Consider the following 20,543-nt stretch of genomic DNA (forward strand, 5'->3'; position numbering starts at 1 on the left):
TATGGCCACTCCTTTGCTCGCTATTCAGGATCTCAGCATCGCCTTCCGCCAGGGCGACACCGTCACGCCGGTGGTCAACGAACTCTCGCTGCAAATAGCGCCGGCGGAAACGCTGGCGCTGGTAGGGGAATCCGGCTCCGGCAAAAGCGTCACCGCCCTGTCGATACTGCGTCTGCTGCCCGCGCCGCCGGTGGTTTACCCTGCCGGCGATATTCTGTTCAACGGCGAGTCGTTGTTGCATGCGCCGGAAGCGGCACTGCGCAAGGTGCGCGGCAATCAGATCGCGATGATCTTTCAGGAACCGATGGTGTCGCTCAATCCGCTGCACACCATCGAGAAGCAACTGGCGGAAGTGCTGATGCTGCACCGCGGCCTGCGGCGCGAAGCCGCGCGCGCAGAGATCGTCGAATGCCTGGAGCGCGTCGGCATCCGTCAGGCCAAGAGCCGGCTGCAGGATTACCCGCATCAGCTGTCCGGCGGCGAACGCCAGCGGGTGATGATCGCCATGGCGGTGTTGACCCGCCCGAAACTGCTGATCGCCGACGAGCCCACCACCGCGCTCGACGTGACTATCCAGGCGCAGATCCTGACGCTGCTGCAAGAGCTGAAGCAAGAGATGGGCATGGGGTTGCTGTTCATCACCCATAATCTGAATATCGTGCGCCGCCTGGCGGACAACGTGGCGGTGATGCGCCAGGGGCGCTGCGTAGAGCAAAACGGCCGCGCGCAGCTGTTCAGCCGGCCGCAGCATCCCTACACGCAGCAGTTGCTGGCCGCCGAAGACGTCGGTGAGCCGCTGCCGTTGCCTGCCGCGGCCAACGCGCGCTCCGGTGACGAGCGGCCGCTGCTCAAGGTGGAAGATCTGCAGGTGCGCTTCCCCATTCGGCGTGGCCTGCTGCGCCGCACGGTGGATTATCATTATGCATTGAAATCATTGAGTTTCGAGCTGCGCGCCGGGGAAAGCGTCGGGCTGGTGGGAGAATCCGGCTCGGGTAAAAGCACCACCGGGCTTGCGCTATTGCGTCTGCTGGCCTCGCAGGGCGCCATCTGGTTCGACGGCGAACCGCTGCACCCGCTCACGATGAAACAGATGCTGCCCTACCGCAGCCGAATGCAAATCGTCTTCCAGGATCCTTATTCCGCACTGAATCCGCGCCTGAGCGTGCAGCAGATCATCGCCGAGGGGCTGGAGGTGCACCAGCGACTTAGCCCCGAGCAGCGGGAACAACGCGTGATCGAGGTGTTGCGGGAAGTCGGCCTGGATCCGCAACTTCGCCACCGCTATCCCACCGAGTTCTCCGGCGGCCAACGCCAGCGCATCGCCATCGCGCGCGCGCTGATCCTGCAGCCGCAGCTGCTGATCCTCGACGAGCCGACCTCTTCACTGGATAAATCGGTGCAGGCGCAAATCCTGACGCTGCTGAAATCGCTGCAGCAACGCCATCGGTTGGCATATCTGTTCATCAGCCATGACCTGCAGGTGGTGCGTTCGCTATGTCACCAGGTCATCGTACTGCGACAGGGGGAAGTGGTTGAACAGGGAGACTGCCGGGCGATTTTCGCGGCGCCCGCGGCCGACTATACCCGTCAACTGCTGCAGTTGGCGGATTAGCGGCGAATTCAGAAGGGGTATTGCGCGCTGAGCGGTTCGGCGATCGCGGCACCGACGTTTTTCAGGCGGCACATGGTGGCGCTCTCGTCGCTGCGCTGCACGAACAGGCAAGGTTCCCCTTCCCATTCGACGATCGCACAGTCGACCTGAATCTCCTGCAACGACAGATTGAGCTGTTGCATGACCTGCCAGGCCTCGGCTCCTTCATGGCTGAGCAACTTCAGCCCAATCAGGTTGTTATCTTCGTCTATTCCGTTAAACGGAATCGGTTCGACCTTCACGCCGGTGAAACCGGATAGCCAACGATAACTTTGCGGCAAGCGATGCACTACCGAAAGTTGGATACTCTCCACATGAAATCCCTAGTTTGAAAAGGTGAAACACTTTTACCTGACAGGGTTACTAAGTTATAGCCGTTGACTCCCGACTCTGCCGCGCACAAATGTTATTTAAATGTAAATTTTGCCGCAAGCCATTAACCTGACCCCGTGCTTGCCGATGCCGTGCCACTTTTTGGCGCGCCGTGCGGTGTTATTTCACGGCATTTTGCGACTCAGCTCGCATTTTTGCGTTATATGTAACCCTTTCCCGCAGCGATCTCAACTCTTTTTTCTTGCAATGCGACTACTTTTTCGTCGCCATATTTTTACAATGAAGAAACATCTTACCCGTCACGTTAGCGCAGGCACTGTTGCTAATACCTTGATTTACATCAACCCTAATACAAACCCCCCGCGCGGCTCAGCCAACAGCGCGCCGCGCTACTCGGGGAATATTGGGCGGCACGCTGGCGGATTTTTTTAACAAAAAGCACACAGATGGGAAAACGGCCAATTAATTAGCTTGCGTATATTTAGCAACAAATTTTTCATTGCCGGTTGCCCCCTGAAATGGCAGGGCGCAACCCCGTGACGATGCGGAGCGACACGCCCCGCATCGGGAGAACATCAGGCTGCGCGATCGCGCGGCCGGCTCGCGTAAACATAGAACAGCACCGCCACGATGCTGCACAGCGCCATCGAGGTGACCATTGGCCAAGCGCTTTTGCCCGGCGCCATCGACAGCACCGCCCCCACCAGCGCACCGATGCTGAAGCGCAACGTGCCGGCCAGGGAAGAAGCGGTGCCCGCCATATGCGGAAAATCATCCAGGATCACCGCCATGGCGTTGGAGGAGATCATCGCGATGCACCCCAGATAGACCGCAACGCCGATCACCAGCGCCCAGAATCCCAGGCCCACGGTGCTCACCGCCATCAGCCACAGCCCCATCGCCAACTGTACCAGCAGCCCCAGCTTGAACATCTTGACCGCACCGAAGCGCCGCACGTTGCGGCTGTTGATCAGCGTCGTCAGGAACAGGAAGACGATGTTCAGCGCAAAATAGTAACCGAAATGCTGCGGCGAAACGTGGTTCAGTTCGATGTAGACGAACGGCCCGGCGCTGAGGAACGAGAACATGCCCGCAAACGAGAAGGCGCTGGCCAACATATAACTCAGCACCCGCTTATGGCGGAACAGCGAACCGAAGTTGCCCAGCGTGGTGCGCAGGTGGAACCGTTGTCGCCGCTCTTTCGGCAACGTCTCCTTGATGAACAAGGCTACCAGCAGCGAACCGATCAGCGCCGCGGCGCCCATGGTCCAGAAGATGGCGTGCCAGCTGAACCACAGCAACAGCGCACCGCCGATCATCGGTGCCAGCAGCGGCGCAATGGTCATCACCAGAATGACGAACGACATCATGCGCGAGAACTCATCCTTGGTGAACATATCGCGCATCAGGGCGTTGATCACCACGCTGGCGGCCGCCGCCGCCAAACCGTGCAGGAAACGCAGCCCGATCAACTGATCGATAGACTGCGCCATGGCACAGGCGCAGCCGGCGATGGCGAAGATCAGCGTTCCCCACAGGATCACCGGCTTGCGGCCGATGCTGTCCGACATCGGCCCATAGAACAGCTGCCCGAAGGCGAAGCCGAGCATATAGGCGCTGAGCGTCATCTGCACGCTGCCGGACTCGACGCCAAACTGGGCGGCGATCACCGGCATGCTGGGCAGGTACATGTCGATGGCCAACGGCATCAACATGGACAACAGGCCCAGAATGAAAATCAAACCGAGATGAGAGGTTCGGTTCTGTTGCACGTTCCACGACTCCTTAATCGGCCGCAATCAATGATCGGTTATCAGTCCTGCAGGTGCGGCGCGCCCACGCTGGCGATCTCTTCTTCCGTCAATGGGCGGTATTCGCCCGGCGCCAGATCGTCATCCAGCGCGATGGCGCCGATGCGCTCACGGTGCAACGCGATCACCCGGTTGCCGACGGCGGCGAACATCCGCTTCACCTGGTGGTAGCGCCCTTCGCTGATGGTCAGGCGCACCACGTGCTCGTCGACCTGCTCCAGCGTCGCCGGCCGCGTCAGATCTTTCTCGTTGTGCAGTTGCACCCCTTCAGCGAAACGCTGCGCAGTGTCTTCCGCCAACGGGTGCTCCAGCGTGACCAAATAGGTTTTCTCGCAGTGGTGGCGCGGCGACGTGACGCGGTGCGACCATTGACCGTCGTCGGTCATCAGCACCAGCCCGGTGGTGTCGATATCCAGCCGCCCGGCGGCGTGCAGCTTGTACGCGACCGGCTCATCGAGGAAATACAGCACCGTCGGATGATCGGGATCGTCGGTAGAGCAGACGTAGCCCTGCGGTTTGTTGAGCATGAAATAGCGCGGGCCGTTCTGCTGCTGCAGCGGATTGCCGTCGAACGCCACTTCTTGCTCCGGGGTCAGTTTAATCGCCCCGCTCTTCACCACCTCACCGTCCACGGTGACGCGTTTAGCCCGAAGTTCGCGCGCGACCAGCGCACGGCTGATGCCTAACTGCTGAGATAAAAACTTGTCCAATCGCATGGGATCTGCTTTGCCTGTCGTTGTTATGATCGCATTGATCGTATTGCCAAAATATGACGCCCGCCGTTGCACCGGGTGCAAATAGCAGGTTCAGGGGGGGAATCGCGTGGGGGAACAGCGATTGCTGTCACACAAGTATAGCGACACAACGCGTTGCCCGACAGAGGTAATTTTCACGCTTCTCGCACCGCGCGTGCGCAGAAGGCATAATAGTAGAAATTTTTCGGCCGCCCGGGGCGTAAAATGTCGCTGTTTCTATGGGAACGGGGGCGACAAGACCTGTACCCGGCGGCCCATTCCACTCTACGGCGTTCATTTTATGGCCTTTACCCTACGCCCCTACCAACTGGAAGCGGTCGAAGCCACCATCAACCATTTCCGGCGGCGTCCCGAACCGGCGCTGATCGTGCTGCCGACCGGCGCCGGCAAAAGCCTGGTGATCGCCGAACTGGCGAAGCGCGCCCGTGGGCGAGTGCTGGTGTTGGCGCACGTCAAGGAACTGGTGGCGCAAAACCACGCCAAATACTGCGCCTACGGCCTGGAGGCGGACATCTTCGCCGCCGGCCTGCAACAAAAAGAAAGCGCCGGCAAAGTGGTGTTCGGCAGCGTGCAGTCGGTGGCGCGCAACCTGCCGCTGTTCAACGGCGCCTTTTCGCTGCTGATCGTCGATGAATGCCACCGCATCAGCGATGACGACGACAGCCAGTACCAACAAATCATCCAGCATTTGCAGAAAACCAACCCGCAGCTGCGGCTGCTGGGGTTGACCGCCACGCCCTATCGTCTGGGCAAGGGCTGGATTTACCAGTATCACTACCACGGTTTCACCCGTGGCGACGGCGCCAGCCTGTTTCGCGACTGCATCTATGAGCTGCCGCTGCGCTATATGATTAAGAACGGCTTCCTGGTGCCGCCTGAGCGGCTGGACATGCCGATTGTGCAGTACGATTTCAGCCGGCTGGAGGCCAGAAGCAACGGCCTGTTCAGCGAAACGGATCTGAACCGCGAGCTGAAGCGGCAAAACCGCGTCACGCCGCACATCATCAGCCAGATTGTGGAATACGCAGAGGATCGCAAAGGCGTGATGATCTTCGCCGCCACCGTCGAACACGCCCACGAGATCCACGGCCTGCTGCCGAACGGCGAAGCCGCGCTGGTCAGCGCCGAAACGCCACCCGCCGAGCGCGATGCGCTGATCGAGGCGTTCAAACAGCAGCGGCTGCGCTATCTGGTCAACGTCGCGGTATTGACCACCGGTTTCGACGCGCCGCACGTCGATCTGATCGCGATCCTCCGCCCGACCGAGTCCGTCAGTCTGTATCAGCAGATCGTCGGCCGCGGGCTGCGGCTGGCGCCCGGCAAGGAAGATTGTCTGATCCTCGACTACGCCGGCAACCCGCACGATCTGTTTACGCCGGAGGTCGGCGTCAGCAAGCCGCACGGCGACAGCCAGCCGGTGCAGGTGTTCTGCCCGGCCTGCGGCTTCGCCAATCTGTTCTGGGGCAAGTGCACCGAGAACGGCGACATTATCGAGCACTACGGCCGCCGCTGCCAGGGGTGGCTGGAAGACGACGACGGCCACCGCGAACAGTGCGATTACCGCTTCCGGTTCAAGAGCTGCCCGCACTGCGGCGCGGAGAACGACATCGCCGCACGCCGCTGCCATCAGTGTCAGGAGGTGCTGGTCGATCCCGACGACATGCTGAAGGCGGCGCTGAAGCTGAAAGACGCGCTGGTGCTGCGCTGCGGCGGCATGGAGCTGCAGAGCGGCCGCGATGACAAGGGCGAATGGCTGAAGGCCACCTATTACGACGAGGACGGCACCAGCACCAGCGAGCGTTTCCGCCTGCAGACGCCGGCGCAGCGCAAAGCGTTCGAGATGCTGTTCCTGCGCCCGCACCAGCGCGCGCCGGGCGTGCCGTTCGCCTGGCACACCGCCGCCGACGTGCTGGCGCAACAGCAGGCGCTGCGCCATCCGGATTTCGTGGTGGCGCGCAAACGCGGCCAGTTTTGGCAGGTGCGCGAGAAAGTGTTCGATTATCAAGGCCGTTTCCGCCGCGCCAATCAGTTGGCCTGAGCGAACGGCCCTCAATCTGGGCAGGTTTTCGTTGCCCTGCGGGCGGCTTTCCGTTAAAATGCCGCGCGCTTTACCTGGGCCTGCCCAGCGTTAAAGCGGAATTCCGAACTTGCTACTTGGGTCGCCTGTAGCAGGGTAAATTTTCTTTTAAGAGAAAAAACAATGTTCACTATCAATGCAGAAGTACGTAAAGACCAGGGTAAAGGTGCGAGCCGCCGCCTGCGTGCAGCAAACAAATTCCCAGCTATCGTTTACGGTGGCAAAGAAGCTGCAGTTTCCATCGAATTGGACCATGATTCTGTTAAGAACATGGAAGCTAAACCAGAATTCTACAGCGAAGCAGTAACTCTGGTTATCGACGGTAAAGAAACCAAAGTTAAGGTTCAGGCTGTACAGCGTCACCCGTTCAAGCCAAAACTGGCTCACATCGACTTCGTTCGCGTTTAATCGCTACGTTTTCGAACCTTTCGGGACGCCGAAATAAAGAACGCCGCAATTGCGGCGTTTTTTATTGTCTGCGATTCGGCACGCTTACTTGCCGCTGCCGGTCCGGCGTTGCAGCTGATCGCGCAGGTTCGGCGGCGTGCCTCTGATGGTCAGCGTGTCGGTGGCCGCATCCCAGAAAATGCGCTCGCCCAGCAGCATGGCGTCGAAATTCAGGCTGATGCCGCCGCCGCTGCCGGCAAATTTGGTCAGCTGGCGCAGCGTGCCGCGATCCGCCGGGAAGCTTTCCTCCAACTCATACCCTTGCTCGCTGGAGAACTGCATGAAGTCTTTCTCGCCGACCGGCGACAGCTCCTGCGACAGGGCCTGCAGTTCAATCTCTTCGCCCGCCTGCAGCTGTTCGTTGCAGTAGCTGTACACCTGTTGGCGCACCGACTGGCGCTCGTTCTTGTCCAACTGCGCATCGGCGCAGTAGTCGTCCACCGCCTGCAGCAGCCCACGGTTTTGCGCCTTGGTGTCCAACCCTTCGGACGCCGCCAGGAAATCCATGAAGAAGTCGGCGACCTTGCGGCCTACGCGCCCGCGCAGGAAGGTCAGATAGCGGGTCGATTCCGGGTTGGTTTCCCATTCGGTCAGATCGATGCGCGCGACGATATCGGCGTTGTTGATGTCCAGATAGTGCGTGGTGTTGATATCCAGCTCTTCGTTGACGCGCATGCTGTTACGGCTGTTCAGCACCGCGATCAGCAAGTACTCCACCGCCAGATAACGGTATTGGCCGAACAGCACCACGCCGCCTTCGGCAAACGGATACTTCGCCAGTTCGTCGCGCAGGCGGCCGGTCGCCGCGCGGCTGAAGGCCAGAAAGTCCTTATCGTCCTTGCGGCAAGTGCGCAGCGCTTCCGCCAGCTCGCTGCCTTCGTTGAACAGGCCCAAGGCCTTGCTCTTGGCGCTGTAGACGCGATGCAGTTCCGTCATCATTTCTTCCACCGCCGCGTTGGTGGGAAGCAAGGTATCGCGCAACACCACGTCCAGCGTTTGCTCGTCGCGTTTCACCAATTGGTGCAGAGCGATCTGGTCGATATCCAGACTCATGATAAATCCTCCTGTTCTTTAGGCGCGTATTCAAACACTGAAGACCCCGCCCTGCAATACTAAAAAGCCGCGGCAAACCGGAAAGGCGCTGCGAGGAGCAGCCCCGCCACGGGCGCCCCCTTCCCCAAATGACAGGAAGTGATAAAAGAGCGGAAAATCACTGCCCTATACGGTAAGATAGGGCACTTTGCAGATTACTAAGCGCAATTTTATGCCACAATCATCCCGTTACAGTGACGAACACGTTGAACAACTGCTCTCAGAGCTGGTCAATGTTCTGGAAAAACACCATACCCCCACCGATCTTTCCCTGATGGTGCTGGGCAACATGGTCACTAATTTGATCAACACCAGCGTTGCCCCCGCGCAGCGGAAAACCCTGGCAAGATCGTTCGCGGAAGCCCTGCAGGCTTCTGTCCGTGAAGATAAAGCACATTAATATTGACTTATGGTGACAAACCGTCAGCGTTATCGTGAAAAAGTCTCCCAGATGATCAGCTGGGGGCACTGGTTCGCCTTATTCAACATCCTGCTCGCCCTTGGGCTGGGCAGCCGCTACCTGTTTGTCACCGACTGGCCCGCATCCCTGCTGGGCCGGGTCTATGCCTTTGTCAGCCTGCTGGGGCATTTCAGCTTTATCGTGTTCGCCGGCTATTTGCTGGTGATCTTCCCGCTCACCTTCGTGGTGATGTCGCAGCGGCTGCTGCGATTTATTTCCGCCGCGCTGGCCACCATCGGGCTCACGCTGTTGCTGGTCGACAGCGAAGTGTTCTCCCATTTCCACCTGCACCTCAATCCGGTGGTGTGGGATCTGGTGGTCAACCCGGATCAAAGCGAACTGTCGCGTGACTGGCAGCTGATGTTTATCTGCGTGCCGGTGATCTTCCTGGTGGAGATGCTGTTCGGCACCTGGAGCTGGCAGAAGCTGCGCAGCCTGAACCGCCGCCGCTTCGGCAAGCCGCTGGCGGCGCTGTTTATCAGCGCCTTTTTCGCGTCGCACCTGATTTATATCTGGGCCGACGCCAACTTCTATCGCCCGATCACCATGCAGCGGGCCAACCTGCCGCTCTCGTACCCGATGACCGCGCGCAAGTTCCTCGAAAAACACGGCCTGCTCGACCAGCAAGAGTATGAGCGCCGTCTGGTGCAACAGGGCAACCCGGAAGCAGTGTCGGTGGAGTATCCGCTCAGCGATCTCAGCTACGGCGATAAAGGCAGCGGCTATAACCTGCTGATGATCGTAGTGGACGGCATTCGCGCCAAAGACGTGGCGCAGGACATGCCAACCCTGACCCGCTTCGCCCAGGAAAACGTGCGTTTCAGCGATCATTACAGTTCGGGCAACCATGCCGATACCGGGCTGTTCGGCCTGTTCTACGGCATTTCCCCGACCTATCTGGACAGCGTGCTCGCCGGCCGCAAGCCGTCAGCACTGATCAATGCGCTCGGCGATCGGGGCTACCAGCTGGGGCTGTTCTCCTCCGATGGCTTCAATGCCAGCCTGTACCGCCAGGCCCTGTTGACCGACTTCTCGCTGCCGACGCCGGCGCCGCAAAGCGACGCCCAGACCACCCAGCAATGGCAGCGTTGGCTGGCAGACCAGGGTAGCAAAGAGCCGTGGTTCTCCTATATCAACTTCAGCGGCGCCGAGCCGACCGAAGGCGACAAAAAACCGGTCCCGGCCGACTTTATTCGGCGCTATCGCGCCGGCGCACAAGATGTGGATACCCAGATAGCCCAGGTGCTGGACACGCTGAAACAGCGCGGCCTGCTGGATAAAACCGTGGTGGTAATCACCGCCGAGCACGGCGTCGAGTTCAACGACAGCGGCAAAGGCCAATGGGGCGCCGGCACCGCCTTCAACCAGGCGCAGCTACAGGTGCCGTTGGTGATCCACTGGCCGGGCACCCCAGCGCAGACCATCAGCAAGCTGACCGGCCATAACGACGTCATGCGCACCTTGATGCAACGCCTGTTGCACGTGAAAACCGCGCCGAAAGACTATTCGCAAGGCGAGGATCTGTTCACCGCCCAGCGCCGCAACAACTGGATCGCCACCGGCGATGGCAACCAGCTGGTGATAACCACGCCGACACAAACGCTGATGCTGGACAACAGCGGTAACTATCGCGTCTACGATCAGAACGGCGAAGAGATAAAGGACGAGAAACCGCAGCTTGCTCTGCTGTTGCAGGTGTTGACCGATGTAAAACGCTTTATCGCCAACTAACTGCTTAAAACTAAAGCAATCAAGTGGCGAGGCGCTTGCATTAACATCGGGAATCGGTAGTATGATTTTTCATAGCGTCGGCATGTAGCGCAGCCTGGTAGCGCACCGTCATGGGGTGTCGGGGGTCGGAGGTTCGAATCCTCTCATGCCGACCAAATTTAAGAAAACCTGCTGTAACAGCAGGTTTTTTTTTCGTCTGCACGTCGAGAGGATGAGAATCTCCGAAGGAGGTTTGAGCCGAACGTAGTGAGACCACGTTGCTTTAGCAACGGCCCGCAGGGCAAGCATCGAAGATGCGCATAATCCTCTCATGCCGACCAAATTTAAGAAAACCTGCTGTAACAGCAGGTTTTTTTTCGTCTGCACGTCGAGAGGATGAGAGCGCAACCGCTGCGCCACTGTCTCCCCCAACGATCATTGCGCGCCTCGCTTTCGCGACGGCCTTTCGCCTTATCAAGCTCAGGCTGAAATTTTGTCTTGTTGGTTTTCGGGCGCCGCGGCGATGAACGCCGGGAGCTGAGTACAGGCGTCGTAAACCGCCTTACAGCGCGGATACCCGCTCAGATCGCACCCCATCCGCAGGGCATTCGCCCACTGAGGGATCAGGCAGCAATCCGCCAACGTCGGGGTATCGCCAACGCAGAAGGGGCCTGGCGGCCTCTGGAGCAACAGCTGTTCTACGGCGCTCAGCCCTTGGCGGATCCAGTGCGCATACCAGCGTTTTTTCTCTTCATCGCCCACCTTCAGCTCTTCACTCAGGTAGCGTAACACCCGTAGGTTATTGACCGGGTGAATATCACAGGCAATGACATAGACGATTTCCAGTACCCTGCTGCGCGCCGGATCGGCCGCCGGCAACAGCGGCGACTGAGGGAAATGGCGATCCAGCCAGTCGGTAATCGCCAGCGACTGGCTGAGAGACTCGCCGTCGTCCGTGAGCAGCGTCGGCACCAGCCCGACCGGGTTCATGCGCCGATAAGCCAGCTCATTCTGCTGCCCGATGCGAATATTGACCCCCACCGTCTGGTAATGGAGGCCTTTCAGCGCCAGCGCAATGCGCACGCGATAGGAGGCTGAGCTATTAAAAAAACTGTACAGCTTCATCATTCACCTCTGAATCGGCCTCAGACAATCTTCACGGCGATAGGGGTTAGCCCCTCTACATTGCCGGTAATCACATCGCCTTTCACCACCGCGCCTACCCCTTCCGGCGTGCCGGTAAAAATCAGATCGCCGGGCTGCAGCTCAAAAAAGCCGGACAGATAGCTGATGGTTTCATTCACCGACCAGATCAGATGGCGGATATCGCTGCGCTGGCGATCGCTGCCGTTGACCTGCAGCCAGATAGGCGCGTTGTTCACGTCTGCGCTGTCGCCGGCTTTATGCAATGGCGCGATGGGCGCAGAAAGATCGAACGACTTGCCGATTTCCCATGGGCGCCCCATCTGACGCATGTCCATCTGCCGATCGCGGCGGGTCATGTCCAGGCCTGTGGCATATCCCCAAATGTATTCATGCGCCTTTTCCAGCGGAATATCGCTCCCCCGTTTACCAATCGCCACCACCAGTTCGATTTCGTAGTGATAGTTGTCGGTTTGCGACGGATACGGCAACGCCAGCGTTTCGCCGGCCGCCACCGGCACCACCGCATCGGCAGGCTTGCAGAAGAAAAACGGCGGCTCACGATCCGGGTCAAAGCCCATTTCGCGGGCATGCGCGGCATAGTTGCGCCCGACGCAGTAGACACGGCGCACGGGAAACTGTTTATCACTCCCCACGACAGGAACCGTCACGGGGGCTGGCGGTGCAAATACGTATTGCGTCATTTTGTCTCTCCCAAATTAATAACGTGCTTCACGGAACAGTCCCAGGGCTTCCTGAACCGGCCGGTCCGAAAAACTGAATAACACGGTGTCTTCGTCCGCCAGGAACGACACGTCGAACCAGGTCGGCGCCACGAAGATATCTTTTGCCGAAAAGTGAAGGGTTTCGCTGCCGATGCTGACCTGACCGCGCCCTTCCACCACGTGATAAATGGTGCTGTCCGTGGTTCGCGCTTTCCGTGAGGAAAAGCCTTTCGGCAGCAGCTGCAGGAAGGCGCCCATCGAAGGCATGGGGTAGCCGCCGGTCACCGGGTTGGCGTAGCGCATCTTGTACCCTTCCCATTCGTCGGCGTCCCCCATGCGGGTGAGGTCATGCAGCGCTTCCCGGCTGCGATCGTAGCGGTAGTTGAAAATGGGCGATGAGTTGCCTTTCTGGTGGCGCAGCGGCAGCATATTGGCCGCATAGCGCGGTAAATAATCCCCCTCCTGGCGCGTCACGGACTGCTGCTCTTGCGGATAGTCTTCCGCGAAACCGCAACCCAGCAGGTTCACCAGCGGCAAATCCAGCCCGTCCAGCCATACCACCGGCTCCTCGCCGGGATTACCGTGATCGTGCCAGCGCCACTGCGGCGTCAAAATGAAGTCGCCTTCATGCATTTGCGTACGTTCACCGTCAACGGCGGTAAATGCCCCTTTCCCTTCGACGATAAACCGCAATGCCGACTGATTATGGCGATGGCTCGGCGCGACTTCGCCCGGCATGATCAACTGCAATCCGGCATACAGCGTCGGGGTAATGGAGGACTGTCCGCGCAGCATCGGGTTTTCCAGCACCAGCACGCGACGAACCGCCTCTTTGGCGCCAATCAACTCGCCGCTGGCCAGCAGATGCGGGCGAATCGCCTGATAGTTCCAGTAAGCCGGGGCGCAGTTTGCACTCGGCGTCGGCGGCACCAAATGGTGCAGCGACTCCCACAATGGGGTCAGGTTCTGCCCTGAAATATGCCGGTAGAACTGCTGGCGGCTGGGATTAACATCCTGATTGCGTTCAGGCATAGGGATTCTCCTTTTCATTCACGACGCTGCGCGAGGCAACGTATCAGGGGCTGGGGCAGACTGGCGAACGACAGCCGTCAGCAGCATTAACATCACCGTACTGATCGCCGCCGGCACGGCAATAATGAAAAATAGCGTATCGAATGAGAAATTCATCGCCATCATCACGCCGCCGGCAAGCGAGCCGACAATCGCGCCGCAGCGGCCAATGGCATTGGACCAGCTGACGCCGGTCGCCCGGCTTTGCGTCGGATAGAGCGTGGCGGTCAAGGCATTCAGCCCAACCTGCGAACCGCTGATGCCGATGCCGGTGCCGAAGATCGCCAGCGCCATCGGCCATAGGCCGTTCTCGCTCAGGCCAATCATGGCGATACAGACGGCGCCTAAGGCGTAGCTCACCGCCAAGACCCGGAAGGGATTGTATTTGTCCATCAACGCGCCCAGCCCCAGCGCCCCCACCGTGCCCCCCATCTGGAAAGCGGCGGTCACCCAGGAGGCATGCTGCAGATCAATACCGCGGTGGTTAAGCAGCGTCGGCAACCAACTGGAGAGCAGGTAGATGATCAGCATGCTCATAAAAAAAACCGCCCAGAGCATGAGGGTGATACGCAACTGGCGGCCGGCAAACAGCGGGATGATGCTGCCTTTGGCCGCCGTGGCGGCTTCGCTCAGATAAAAATGGGTTTCTTCATCGCACTCTCGGGTGATGGTGCTGACCGTTTTGGCAATCACCTTGTGCGGCAGTTGGCGGCGAACCTGCCAGCGCGGGGATTCCGGCAGGGCAAACAGCAGCACCACAAAGAGCATCAGCGGCAAAACGCCACCGAGCACCAAAATGCCGTGCCACCCCATCACCGGCACCAGTTGGGCGCTGACGATCCCGCCCAGGGCTGAACCGAGCGTGAAACCGCAGAACATCAGCGTGACCAGCGCGCCACGGCGGCGAGCGGGCAGATATTCAGAGGTCATCGTGATGGTGTTCGGCATCGCGCCCCCCAACCCCAGGCCGGTGAGAAAACGCAAAACGACCAGCGTTGACAGATCGGGGGAGAAGGCCGAAATCAGGCTCAGCGCGCCAAACAGCGCCACGCAAAGCTCGATGACACGCTTGCGGCCAAAGCGATCAGCAAGCGGGCCGCAAAGCAGTGCACCCGCTGTCAACCCCAGCAGCCCCGCGCCAAACAGCGGCGCCAGTTCACCGGCGGTCAGTTGCCACTGGGCGCGGATGTCGGGTGCGATGAAACCAATGGCGGCGGTGTCAAAACCATCCAGCATCACCACCAAAAAGCAGCAGATGATAACGCGCCACTGCGTCTTACCGATGGGAGCAGCATCGATCAGAGCTTGTAAATCACGCCATTGAGTCATAGTGAGCGCCTCGGTGCGGGTAGGGAGATGTCTGTCTTGTTTTAGGTATGTTACGAATTTGTATCCTTAGCGATAAAATGTACAATGGCTTTTCAGGCGGAGACATAACCGGAGGGTTATAGCAAATGGCGAACTGGGCGCAGAAAATGAAACTTCACCATCTGCAAATGTTGGTGGCGTTGGGCGAGCAGGGAAATCTGACCCACGTTGCCCGGATGATGAACATCTCCCAACCCGCTCTGTCAAAATGGTTGTCACAGCTCGAAGATGAGATTGGGATCACGCTGTTTGAGCGGCATAGCAAAGGGCTGCGCCCCTCCGAGGGGGGAAAATTGCTGCTTCAGCATGCGCAGCGTTTGATCAATGATCTGGAGCGTTCGCAGTCTGAAATCGCCCGCTTTAAGCAAGGCGGGCTGGTGGGAAGCCTGAAAATCGGCTGTTCGCCGGTCGCCACCGACTGCGTTTCGCAGGCCATATTGAGCCTGCTGCAAGAAATGCCAACGCTGCATCTCAATATTGAGGAAAAGGTGATGACCCCGCTGCTGCACGATCTGCTCGCGGGCGCGGTGGACGTCGTCGTGGGCCGCGTTGGCGGGCGGGCGCTGCAACTGCCGCTCAACTATCAAGTGCTCTACACCGAACCGGTATGCTTTGTTGCCCGCCCTCACCATCCGCTGGCAAAATTCGCCTCCCTCACCTGGCACGATCTCACCCACTGGCGCTGGATTGTCTGGCCGACCGGCACGCCCATCCGCCTCAGCATTGATAATGCGCTGGCGGATAACGGCGTGATGCTGCCCGAAAACACGGTTGAATCGGCATCCATGAACGTCAGTACCAACCTGCTGCAAAGCAGCGATATGATCTCCATTCTTTCCCTACGGCTGGCGCAGCGTTATGCCAGCCAGGGGCAGTTGGCGATCCTGAATCTGCCGAAGATAGAGCAGAAAGGCAGCGTGGGCGTCTTCTGGCGCAACAGCGAACCGCCTTTTGCCGCGCTGAGCCGCTTTTTGCAGCTGCTGACGCAGGCTTAATACCCCCACCTGCAGCCACAGCAGATTTACGGCTGCGCCTACGCGGAAAGCTTGACGATGGTCGCAGGGATCCCCTGACGCACCGCCGCACCGGTCACCCAATCCAGCCAGGTATTCGGCACTTCGCGCGTCGGATCGGCAAAGCCCAAATCGTTGAGGTTGATGCCGGCGGCGATGCGCTCATCCATCGCCAGCGGTTCGCCGTCCAGGTAGTGCTGACTGGCCCCCATCTCCCGGTGGCCGTAGCCGTGTTCCACCGCGATCACGCCGGGCATCACGCCCGCCAGTAAACTGATCTGCGCCTCGCGGCTGCCGCCCGGCGTGCTGATGCGCACCCGGTCGCCGTGTTGAATGCCGAAACGCGCCCCGTCCGCCGGATTCAGCGCCACCAGGTTCACCGACTTCACGTCGTGCAGGCGCCGGATCACCGCGGTGGAGCTGCTCATCACATTGGATTTGAAGGACATCAGGCGCAGTGGCCACTGCCGTTCAGGGTAGAGCGCTTCCACCGCGCGGCCGTCCGACAAACGCGCCGGATAGCAGGTGGGGCAGCCGCTGAAACGCTCGCCGGTGATCGCATGCCGGTGCTTCGCCACTTCCGCATTCCAGATCTGCAGCGGTTTCTCCCAGCGGTTGCCCACGCTGCCGTCGCGGCGGCCGCTGTCATGATCCGCGAATCGGCCGCCGCGGCTGTAAATAAACGCCACGCGGTCGATTTCATCGGCGCGCAGCGTCTGCGCAAGCTGCGGCAACAAGCGATCGACGCCGCTCAGCGTCAGTTCGTCCGCCCTCACGGCCGGCACCGGCGCCTTGCCGGCAAACGCCACGTTGGCGGCGGCGCGCAGATAATAATCCTCGGCGCGGTTGAGCGGCAGCTGCCCGCCCTGACCGTCGCCGATAGCGCGATCGCCGAACCCCGGCAGCGCCAGGCGTTTAGCGACGGCGATGCAAAACGCCTCCATGGAAATCGGCTGCCCTTGCGCCGTTTTCGCGGTCGCCGGCGTCACTATCGGCCAGCGCGCGGTAGTGGCCTTGCTGGCGACGCCGCCCCAGGGGGCGCTGAACCCCCAGCTCTCAAAATTATGGGTGTCCGGGACGATATAGTCGGCCAGCGCCGTCGTTTCGTTGATAAACGCATCGATGGCGATAAACAGCGGCAAACGCGCCGGATCTTTCAATCGTTCCTCCGCCACGCCGCGCAACCCGGCGATACCGTACAAGGGGTTGGTCATGTTCGAAATCCAGGCTTTCAGCCCGTACGGATACCCCGCCAACGCCGATGTCAGCAGTTCGGTCAGTTGCCCGGCGACGAACGGATACCAGGGCGCCCTGGCCGGCCAGGGGGAAACGCCCGCCGCCACTTTTTCGCGGTATTCGTCAGAGGTTTCATAGGCGGCCTTGCTGCGCGCGATATTCAGCCCCTTCGGTTTTACCAGGCCGGGAAACTCGACCAGGTTATAGCGCGGCCCCTCGGCGAAGCCATTGAATTTACCGCCGCCAACGAACACGCCCCCCGCCAGGCTCAGGTTGCCGATCAGCACGTTAAGCATCATCACCGACCAGGTATTGTAAAACCCGTTCGCCGCCATCATCCCGCCATGGGCGATCACCGCCGCCTTGCGCCCGTGGGCGGTAAAAGCCTCGGCCAGCGCCGCGATGCGTGCCACCGGCACGCCGCATTGCCGGCTGTACGCCTCCGGCGACAGCTTATCGGCGGCCTCTTTCAAACACTGGAAGCCGCTTTTCACCCCCACCTGCGCGCCATCGTGCAGCGTCACCGTACGGCTTACCCACAGCTCTGCGCTGTCGCACGTCTCGGCCGCCACCAGCTCACCCGCGCCGTTGACCACCAGCGGCGACGCCGACCCGGCGCCGTTCAGATCGGCCAGCGTCAAATGCTGCCCCGCGCGCGGATGCTCGTTCTCGGCGATCACCAGATGCGTGGCGTTGGTCCAGCTCTTCTCGCCGGCGCGTTGCATGGCGGCCTCCGACGGGATGGCGAGATAAGCGGCCTGATAACGCCGGTTGGCGAGGATCCAACGGATCATCGCCATCGCCAGCGCCGAGTCGGTACCCGGCAATATCGGGATCCAATGGCCATGATCGTCCGCCAACGTGGTGGTCAGCGGCAGCGCCGGCGCCACCACCGCATAACGGAACTCGCTGCGCAATCTGGCGCTGGCCAGTTGCCGAGCCTGGCGCTTGAACGGGTTGCCGGACTGCGCCGGCGAAGTCCCCATAAACAGTGCGAATTCGACCTGTTCCCAGTCGGGTTTCACATGCGGGTTCTTGTCCAGATCGTTCATCAACGCGCCGGAACCGGCACGGTAGGCCAGCCCGCAGTAAGCGCCGTGCGCGCCGAAGTTTTTGCTGCCGAAACTGTTCTGGGCAAAGCGCCGCAGGAAGCTATCGCGCCCGTCGTCACCGGCGTTGGTCACCAATAGCTGGTTGGCTTTCGGCCCCAGCCCCGGCCGTCGGGCATCGATCGGCGTCTCCAGATCGCGGATCGCCCGCAGGCCGTCCACATGCCCCTCGCCGAACAGATCGCCGCCTTCCACCACGTCGGCGATCAACTGCTCAAAGCTGATGCGTTGCCACTTGCCCTCGCCGCGTTTGCCGACGCGCTTCATCGGCTCCAGCACGCGCAGCGGGCTGTAAAGCCCCTCCAGCAACGTGGCGCCGCGCGCGCAGGCGGTGGAGCGGGCGTCGAGGCCGCTTTCGCCGCCCAGCTGCGCCAACGCGTCCTGCAGCGGCAACGCAGAGTCGACGTGCCGTTCCTGAGACAGCGGATGATACGGGTTGCCGGCAATGCGCAATACCCGGTCGGTCTGCCTGTCCACCCGTACCCGCACGCCGCATTGCGTCCAGCAACCGAAACATTGGGTCATCGAGATGGCCTGCTGCGGATTGCCTTGCCACTCCGGCATTGCCCGTCCTTCGGGCGGCAGGGAGTTGCCGTTGATACGATCCAGAGTCACCCGCCCTGAAGTGCCGTGAATCAAGCCGTCAATCGCCCGTTTGGCGACTTCGCGATAGCTCAGGCCGAAAGCGGACAATCCGCCGAAGGCCAGGCCCACTTTCAACCACTGACGCCGGGTGAATTTAGCCATGTTGTTTTCTCCGCAGTAAAAACGCCTGTGCTTCACGCACCATGATCATTAACGCCAGCCACAACCCGAAGGTGCCGACGATCGCCAGCAAACCGTCGGTGCCGAGCGGCAGGCTATAAGGGGAGTTAGACGCGTTGTATTTCGGAATGGTTTGTACCTCGATCAACAGCGTCCAGCGCATCAGCCAGCTCAGCCCCAGTGCGCCGGCCACCAGCAGCGGCGCGCCGCCGCGCGGCAAGCGCCGATAGCCGGTCCAGGCGGCGCAGGCCAGCGTCAGCCCCCACAGCGCAATCCATCCCGCGGCATACCGGCGCGCCATCGCCTGCGTCTGCAGCCAGTGGCGTACCGCCGCGCCGGATAACGTATCGCCGCATCCCCACAGCAGGATCGCCCCGCCAAGCAGCAGCAACGTCAGCAACATCGCACGCGCCAGCGGCGCTTGCAGATCGGGCCGTTCGCGCAATGTCAGCAGCAGCAAAGCCAAGAGCGCCTGCAGCGCGCTGAGGAACATCACGATCGGAAATCCGTAGCTGAACCAGATTGGGCGGGCGCGCACGATGGAAACCTCTCGCCCGGTGTACAACAGCAGGCCGATAGCCACCAGCGCGCAGGCGGGCGCGATCCCACGCAGCAGCGCAACCGGTCTGCCCGTCAGCCGCGTAAATTCAATCGCGATAAACCACAGGCCGATCAGCAGGGTAAACAGCGGCAAGAACAGCGCGCCCCACGGCATCCACGACCAGGGCGTCGGGTAGGCGTAGAAATGCCAAAAGCGGGCGGTTTGATGCAGGTCGGCGGTCAACGCCAGCGGCGCGGTGATGGCGCACGTCAGCCCGATAAACAGCGCCGCGCGCTCCAGGCGTGCGGCGTTGTCCCCTCCGCGCCAGCGCCACACGCAGGCCAGCAGCGCGGCGCAGGCGGCGATGCCGATAAAGAAGAAATATTGCACGGCCCACGGCAGCCAGCTCACCGCCTGCGGCTGGCTCAGCACTTCTGCGATCATCAGTTGGCGGCTCATCGTCCCTCCCCCCATAAGGCGACCTGCGCCCGCCCCGGCAGCGGCGTGACAAAGGCGTCATCCAGCCCCAGATAAAACACGTGGGGCGCGGTTTGGTTCTCCGGCTTGAGGACCTTGATCTCGGCCTCGTGGCGCCGCAGCAGCTTGCTCAGCGTGCTGTGCGGATCGCGCATATCGCCGATGATCCGCGCCCCACCCACGCACGACTCCACGCACGCCGGCAGCAATCCCGCTTCCAGCCGGTGCGCGCAGAAGGTGCATTTGTCCGCCGTTTGGGTGGCGTGATTGATAAAACGGGCATCGTACGGGCAGGCCTGCACGCAATAGGCGCAACCCACGCAGCGTTTGTTGTCGACCACCACGATCCCGTCCTCGCGCTGGAAGGTGGCCTGTACCGGGCATACCGGCACGCAGGGCGGGTTGTCGCAGTGGTTGCACAGCCTGGGCAGCAGCACGTTGGTCGCGCCGGATTCGCCTTCGAGGCTGACCTGGTACTGGTTTACCGTGGTGCGGAACTCACCGTGCGGCGTCTGGTTTTCAATGGCGCAGCTCACGGTACAAGCCTGGCACCCTACGCAGCGCCGCAGATCGATCAGCATCGCGTAACGGCGGCTCGCATCCCCCTCGCGCCGCGTCGGCGCTAACGTCAGCCCAGCCTCCGCCACGGGGATCAGCGAAGCCCCCGCCGTCAACACGCCCAGCCGCTGTAAAAACTGCCGTTTACCGAAATCCATGCGCCTCTCCCACGTCCTGGGCATCACCCCGATCACGCTATTG

17 protein-coding genes, 1 tRNA gene and 1 other RNA gene are annotated in these 20,543 nt (G+C 60.8%); 8 read left to right on the plus strand and 11 right to left on the minus strand.

What is annotated here, in order from left to right; all coding sequences use genetic code 11:
* Window position 1 precedes the first annotated feature (1 nt).
* Window positions 2-1,612, plus strand: coding sequence for a microcin C ABC transporter ATP-binding protein YejF (gene yejF, locus ACTJJ6_RS05250; protein ID WP_016926971.1), 1,611 nt, complete (start codon window positions 2-4; stop codon window positions 1,610-1,612).
* An 8-nt stretch (window positions 1,613-1,620) separates the two neighbouring features.
* Here the strand turns inward: yejF and ACTJJ6_RS05255 are convergent, their stop codons facing one another.
* The 3 genes from ACTJJ6_RS05255 to rsuA form a co-directional block, all read right to left on the minus strand.
* Window positions 1,621-1,965 (minus strand): YejG family protein, encoded by a 345-nt coding sequence (locus ACTJJ6_RS05255; RefSeq protein ID WP_004935763.1) that lies wholly within the window; start codon window positions 1,963-1,965, stop codon window positions 1,621-1,623.
* A gap of 594 nt (window positions 1,966-2,559) precedes the next feature.
* Entirely contained in the window at window positions 2,560-3,756 is a 1,197-nt protein-coding gene (locus tag ACTJJ6_RS05260) for a Bcr/CflA family multidrug efflux MFS transporter (RefSeq protein WP_015378537.1), read from the minus strand.
* A 41-nt stretch (window positions 3,757-3,797) separates the two neighbouring features.
* On the minus strand, window positions 3,798-4,511 hold the full coding sequence (rsuA, locus tag ACTJJ6_RS05265) for a 16S rRNA pseudouridine(516) synthase RsuA (protein ID WP_016926969.1): 714 nt from the start codon (window positions 4,509-4,511) through the stop codon (window positions 3,798-3,800).
* Between the two features lie 319 nt (window positions 4,512-4,830).
* Between rsuA and ACTJJ6_RS05270 the strand changes: the two genes are divergently transcribed.
* Window positions 4,831-6,588 carry a DEAD/DEAH box helicase gene (locus ACTJJ6_RS05270; RefSeq protein WP_440803146.1) on the plus strand — a complete coding sequence of 586 codons (1,758 nt, stop codon included), beginning with the start codon at window positions 4,831-4,833 and terminating at the stop codon, window positions 6,586-6,588.
* Window positions 6,589-6,750: 162 nt separating this feature from the next.
* The gene (gene rplY, locus ACTJJ6_RS05275; RefSeq protein ID WP_004935776.1) at window positions 6,751-7,035 is read left to right on the plus strand and encodes a 50S ribosomal protein L25; all 285 of its coding nucleotides are present in this window, start codon (window positions 6,751-6,753) and stop codon (window positions 7,033-7,035) included.
* A gap of 84 nt (window positions 7,036-7,119) precedes the next feature.
* On the opposite strand, the gene yejK is transcribed toward rplY, so the two are convergent.
* On the minus strand, window positions 7,120-8,127 hold the full coding sequence (gene yejK / locus ACTJJ6_RS05280; RefSeq protein ID WP_004935779.1) for a nucleoid-associated protein YejK: 1,008 nt from the start codon (window positions 8,125-8,127) through the stop codon (window positions 7,120-7,122).
* Between the two features lie 211 nt (window positions 8,128-8,338).
* Here yejK and ACTJJ6_RS05285 point away from each other — a divergent pair, with 211 nt between their 5' ends.
* The 4 genes from ACTJJ6_RS05285 to ACTJJ6_RS05300 all read left to right on the plus strand — a co-directional run bounded on the left by ACTJJ6_RS05285 (window position 8,339) and on the right by ACTJJ6_RS05300 (window position 10,677).
* Window positions 8,339-8,566: a YejL family protein gene (locus tag ACTJJ6_RS05285; RefSeq protein ID WP_004935782.1), complete on the plus strand. Its 228-nt coding sequence runs from the start codon at window positions 8,339-8,341 to the stop codon at window positions 8,564-8,566.
* A 9-nt stretch (window positions 8,567-8,575) separates the two neighbouring features.
* The gene (gene yejM, locus ACTJJ6_RS05290; protein WP_016926966.1) at window positions 8,576-10,357 is read left to right on the plus strand and encodes an LPS biosynthesis-modulating metalloenzyme YejM; all 1,782 of its coding nucleotides are present in this window, start codon (window positions 8,576-8,578) and stop codon (window positions 10,355-10,357) included.
* A 78-nt stretch (window positions 10,358-10,435) separates the two neighbouring features.
* A tRNA-Pro gene (locus tag ACTJJ6_RS05295) sits at window positions 10,436-10,512 on the plus strand.
* 35 nt (window positions 10,513-10,547) lie between these two features.
* Window positions 10,548-10,677: non-coding RNA, RtT sRNA (locus ACTJJ6_RS05300), on the plus strand.
* A gap of 139 nt (window positions 10,678-10,816) precedes the next feature.
* Here the strand turns inward: ACTJJ6_RS05300 and maiA are convergent.
* From maiA to mhbT, 4 genes are read right to left on the minus strand one after another with little or no spacing between them, the layout of a single operon-like run.
* Window positions 10,817-11,461 carry a maleylacetoacetate isomerase gene (gene maiA, locus ACTJJ6_RS05305; RefSeq protein ID WP_028127735.1) on the minus strand — a complete coding sequence of 215 codons (645 nt, stop codon included), beginning with the start codon at window positions 11,459-11,461 and terminating at the stop codon, window positions 10,817-10,819.
* A 20-nt stretch (window positions 11,462-11,481) separates the two neighbouring features.
* Complete coding sequence (locus ACTJJ6_RS05310; RefSeq protein WP_176062883.1) at window positions 11,482-12,183, minus strand: fumarylacetoacetate hydrolase family protein; 702 nt, start codon at window positions 12,181-12,183, stop codon at window positions 11,482-11,484.
* A gap of 15 nt (window positions 12,184-12,198) precedes the next feature.
* A complete protein-coding gene (gene gtdA / locus ACTJJ6_RS05315) occupies window positions 12,199-13,236 on the minus strand; it encodes a gentisate 1,2-dioxygenase (protein WP_440803143.1) in 1,038 nt (345 codons plus the stop codon).
* An 18-nt stretch (window positions 13,237-13,254) separates the two neighbouring features.
* The gene (gene mhbT / locus ACTJJ6_RS05320; protein WP_440803141.1) at window positions 13,255-14,604 is read right to left on the minus strand and encodes a 3-hydroxybenzoate transporter MhbT; all 1,350 of its coding nucleotides are present in this window, start codon (window positions 14,602-14,604) and stop codon (window positions 13,255-13,257) included.
* A gap of 125 nt (window positions 14,605-14,729) precedes the next feature.
* Between mhbT and ACTJJ6_RS05325 the strand changes: the two genes are divergently transcribed.
* Entirely contained in the window at window positions 14,730-15,638 is a 909-nt protein-coding gene (locus tag ACTJJ6_RS05325) for a LysR family transcriptional regulator (RefSeq protein WP_016926961.1), read from the plus strand.
* A gap of 38 nt (window positions 15,639-15,676) precedes the next feature.
* Here ACTJJ6_RS05325 and ttrA read toward each other — a convergent pair whose 3' ends face one another.
* Genes ttrA through ttrB form a run of 3 tightly spaced genes read right to left on the minus strand, consistent with a single transcriptional unit; the run spans window position 15,677 to window position 20,500 of the window.
* A complete protein-coding gene (gene ttrA, locus ACTJJ6_RS05330) occupies window positions 15,677-18,748 on the minus strand; it encodes a tetrathionate reductase subunit TtrA (RefSeq protein ID WP_440803139.1) in 3,072 nt (1,023 codons plus the stop codon).
* Complete coding sequence (gene ttrC, locus ACTJJ6_RS05335) at window positions 18,741-19,766, minus strand: tetrathionate reductase subunit TtrC (RefSeq protein WP_016926959.1); 1,026 nt, start codon at window positions 19,764-19,766, stop codon at window positions 18,741-18,743. The genes ttrA and ttrC overlap by 8 nt, the downstream gene beginning before the upstream one ends.
* Window positions 19,763-20,500, minus strand: a complete 738-nt coding sequence (gene ttrB / locus ACTJJ6_RS05340; protein ID WP_143778331.1) for a tetrathionate reductase subunit TtrB — start codon at window positions 20,498-20,500, stop codon at window positions 19,763-19,765. Before ttrB ends, ttrC begins: the two co-directional genes overlap by 4 nt.
* Window positions 20,501-20,543 lie beyond the last annotated feature (43 nt).

It is taken from the genome of Serratia sp. 22278, assembly GCF_052045405.1.
GTDB lineage: Bacteria > Pseudomonadota > Gammaproteobacteria > Enterobacterales > Enterobacteriaceae > Serratia > Serratia marcescens.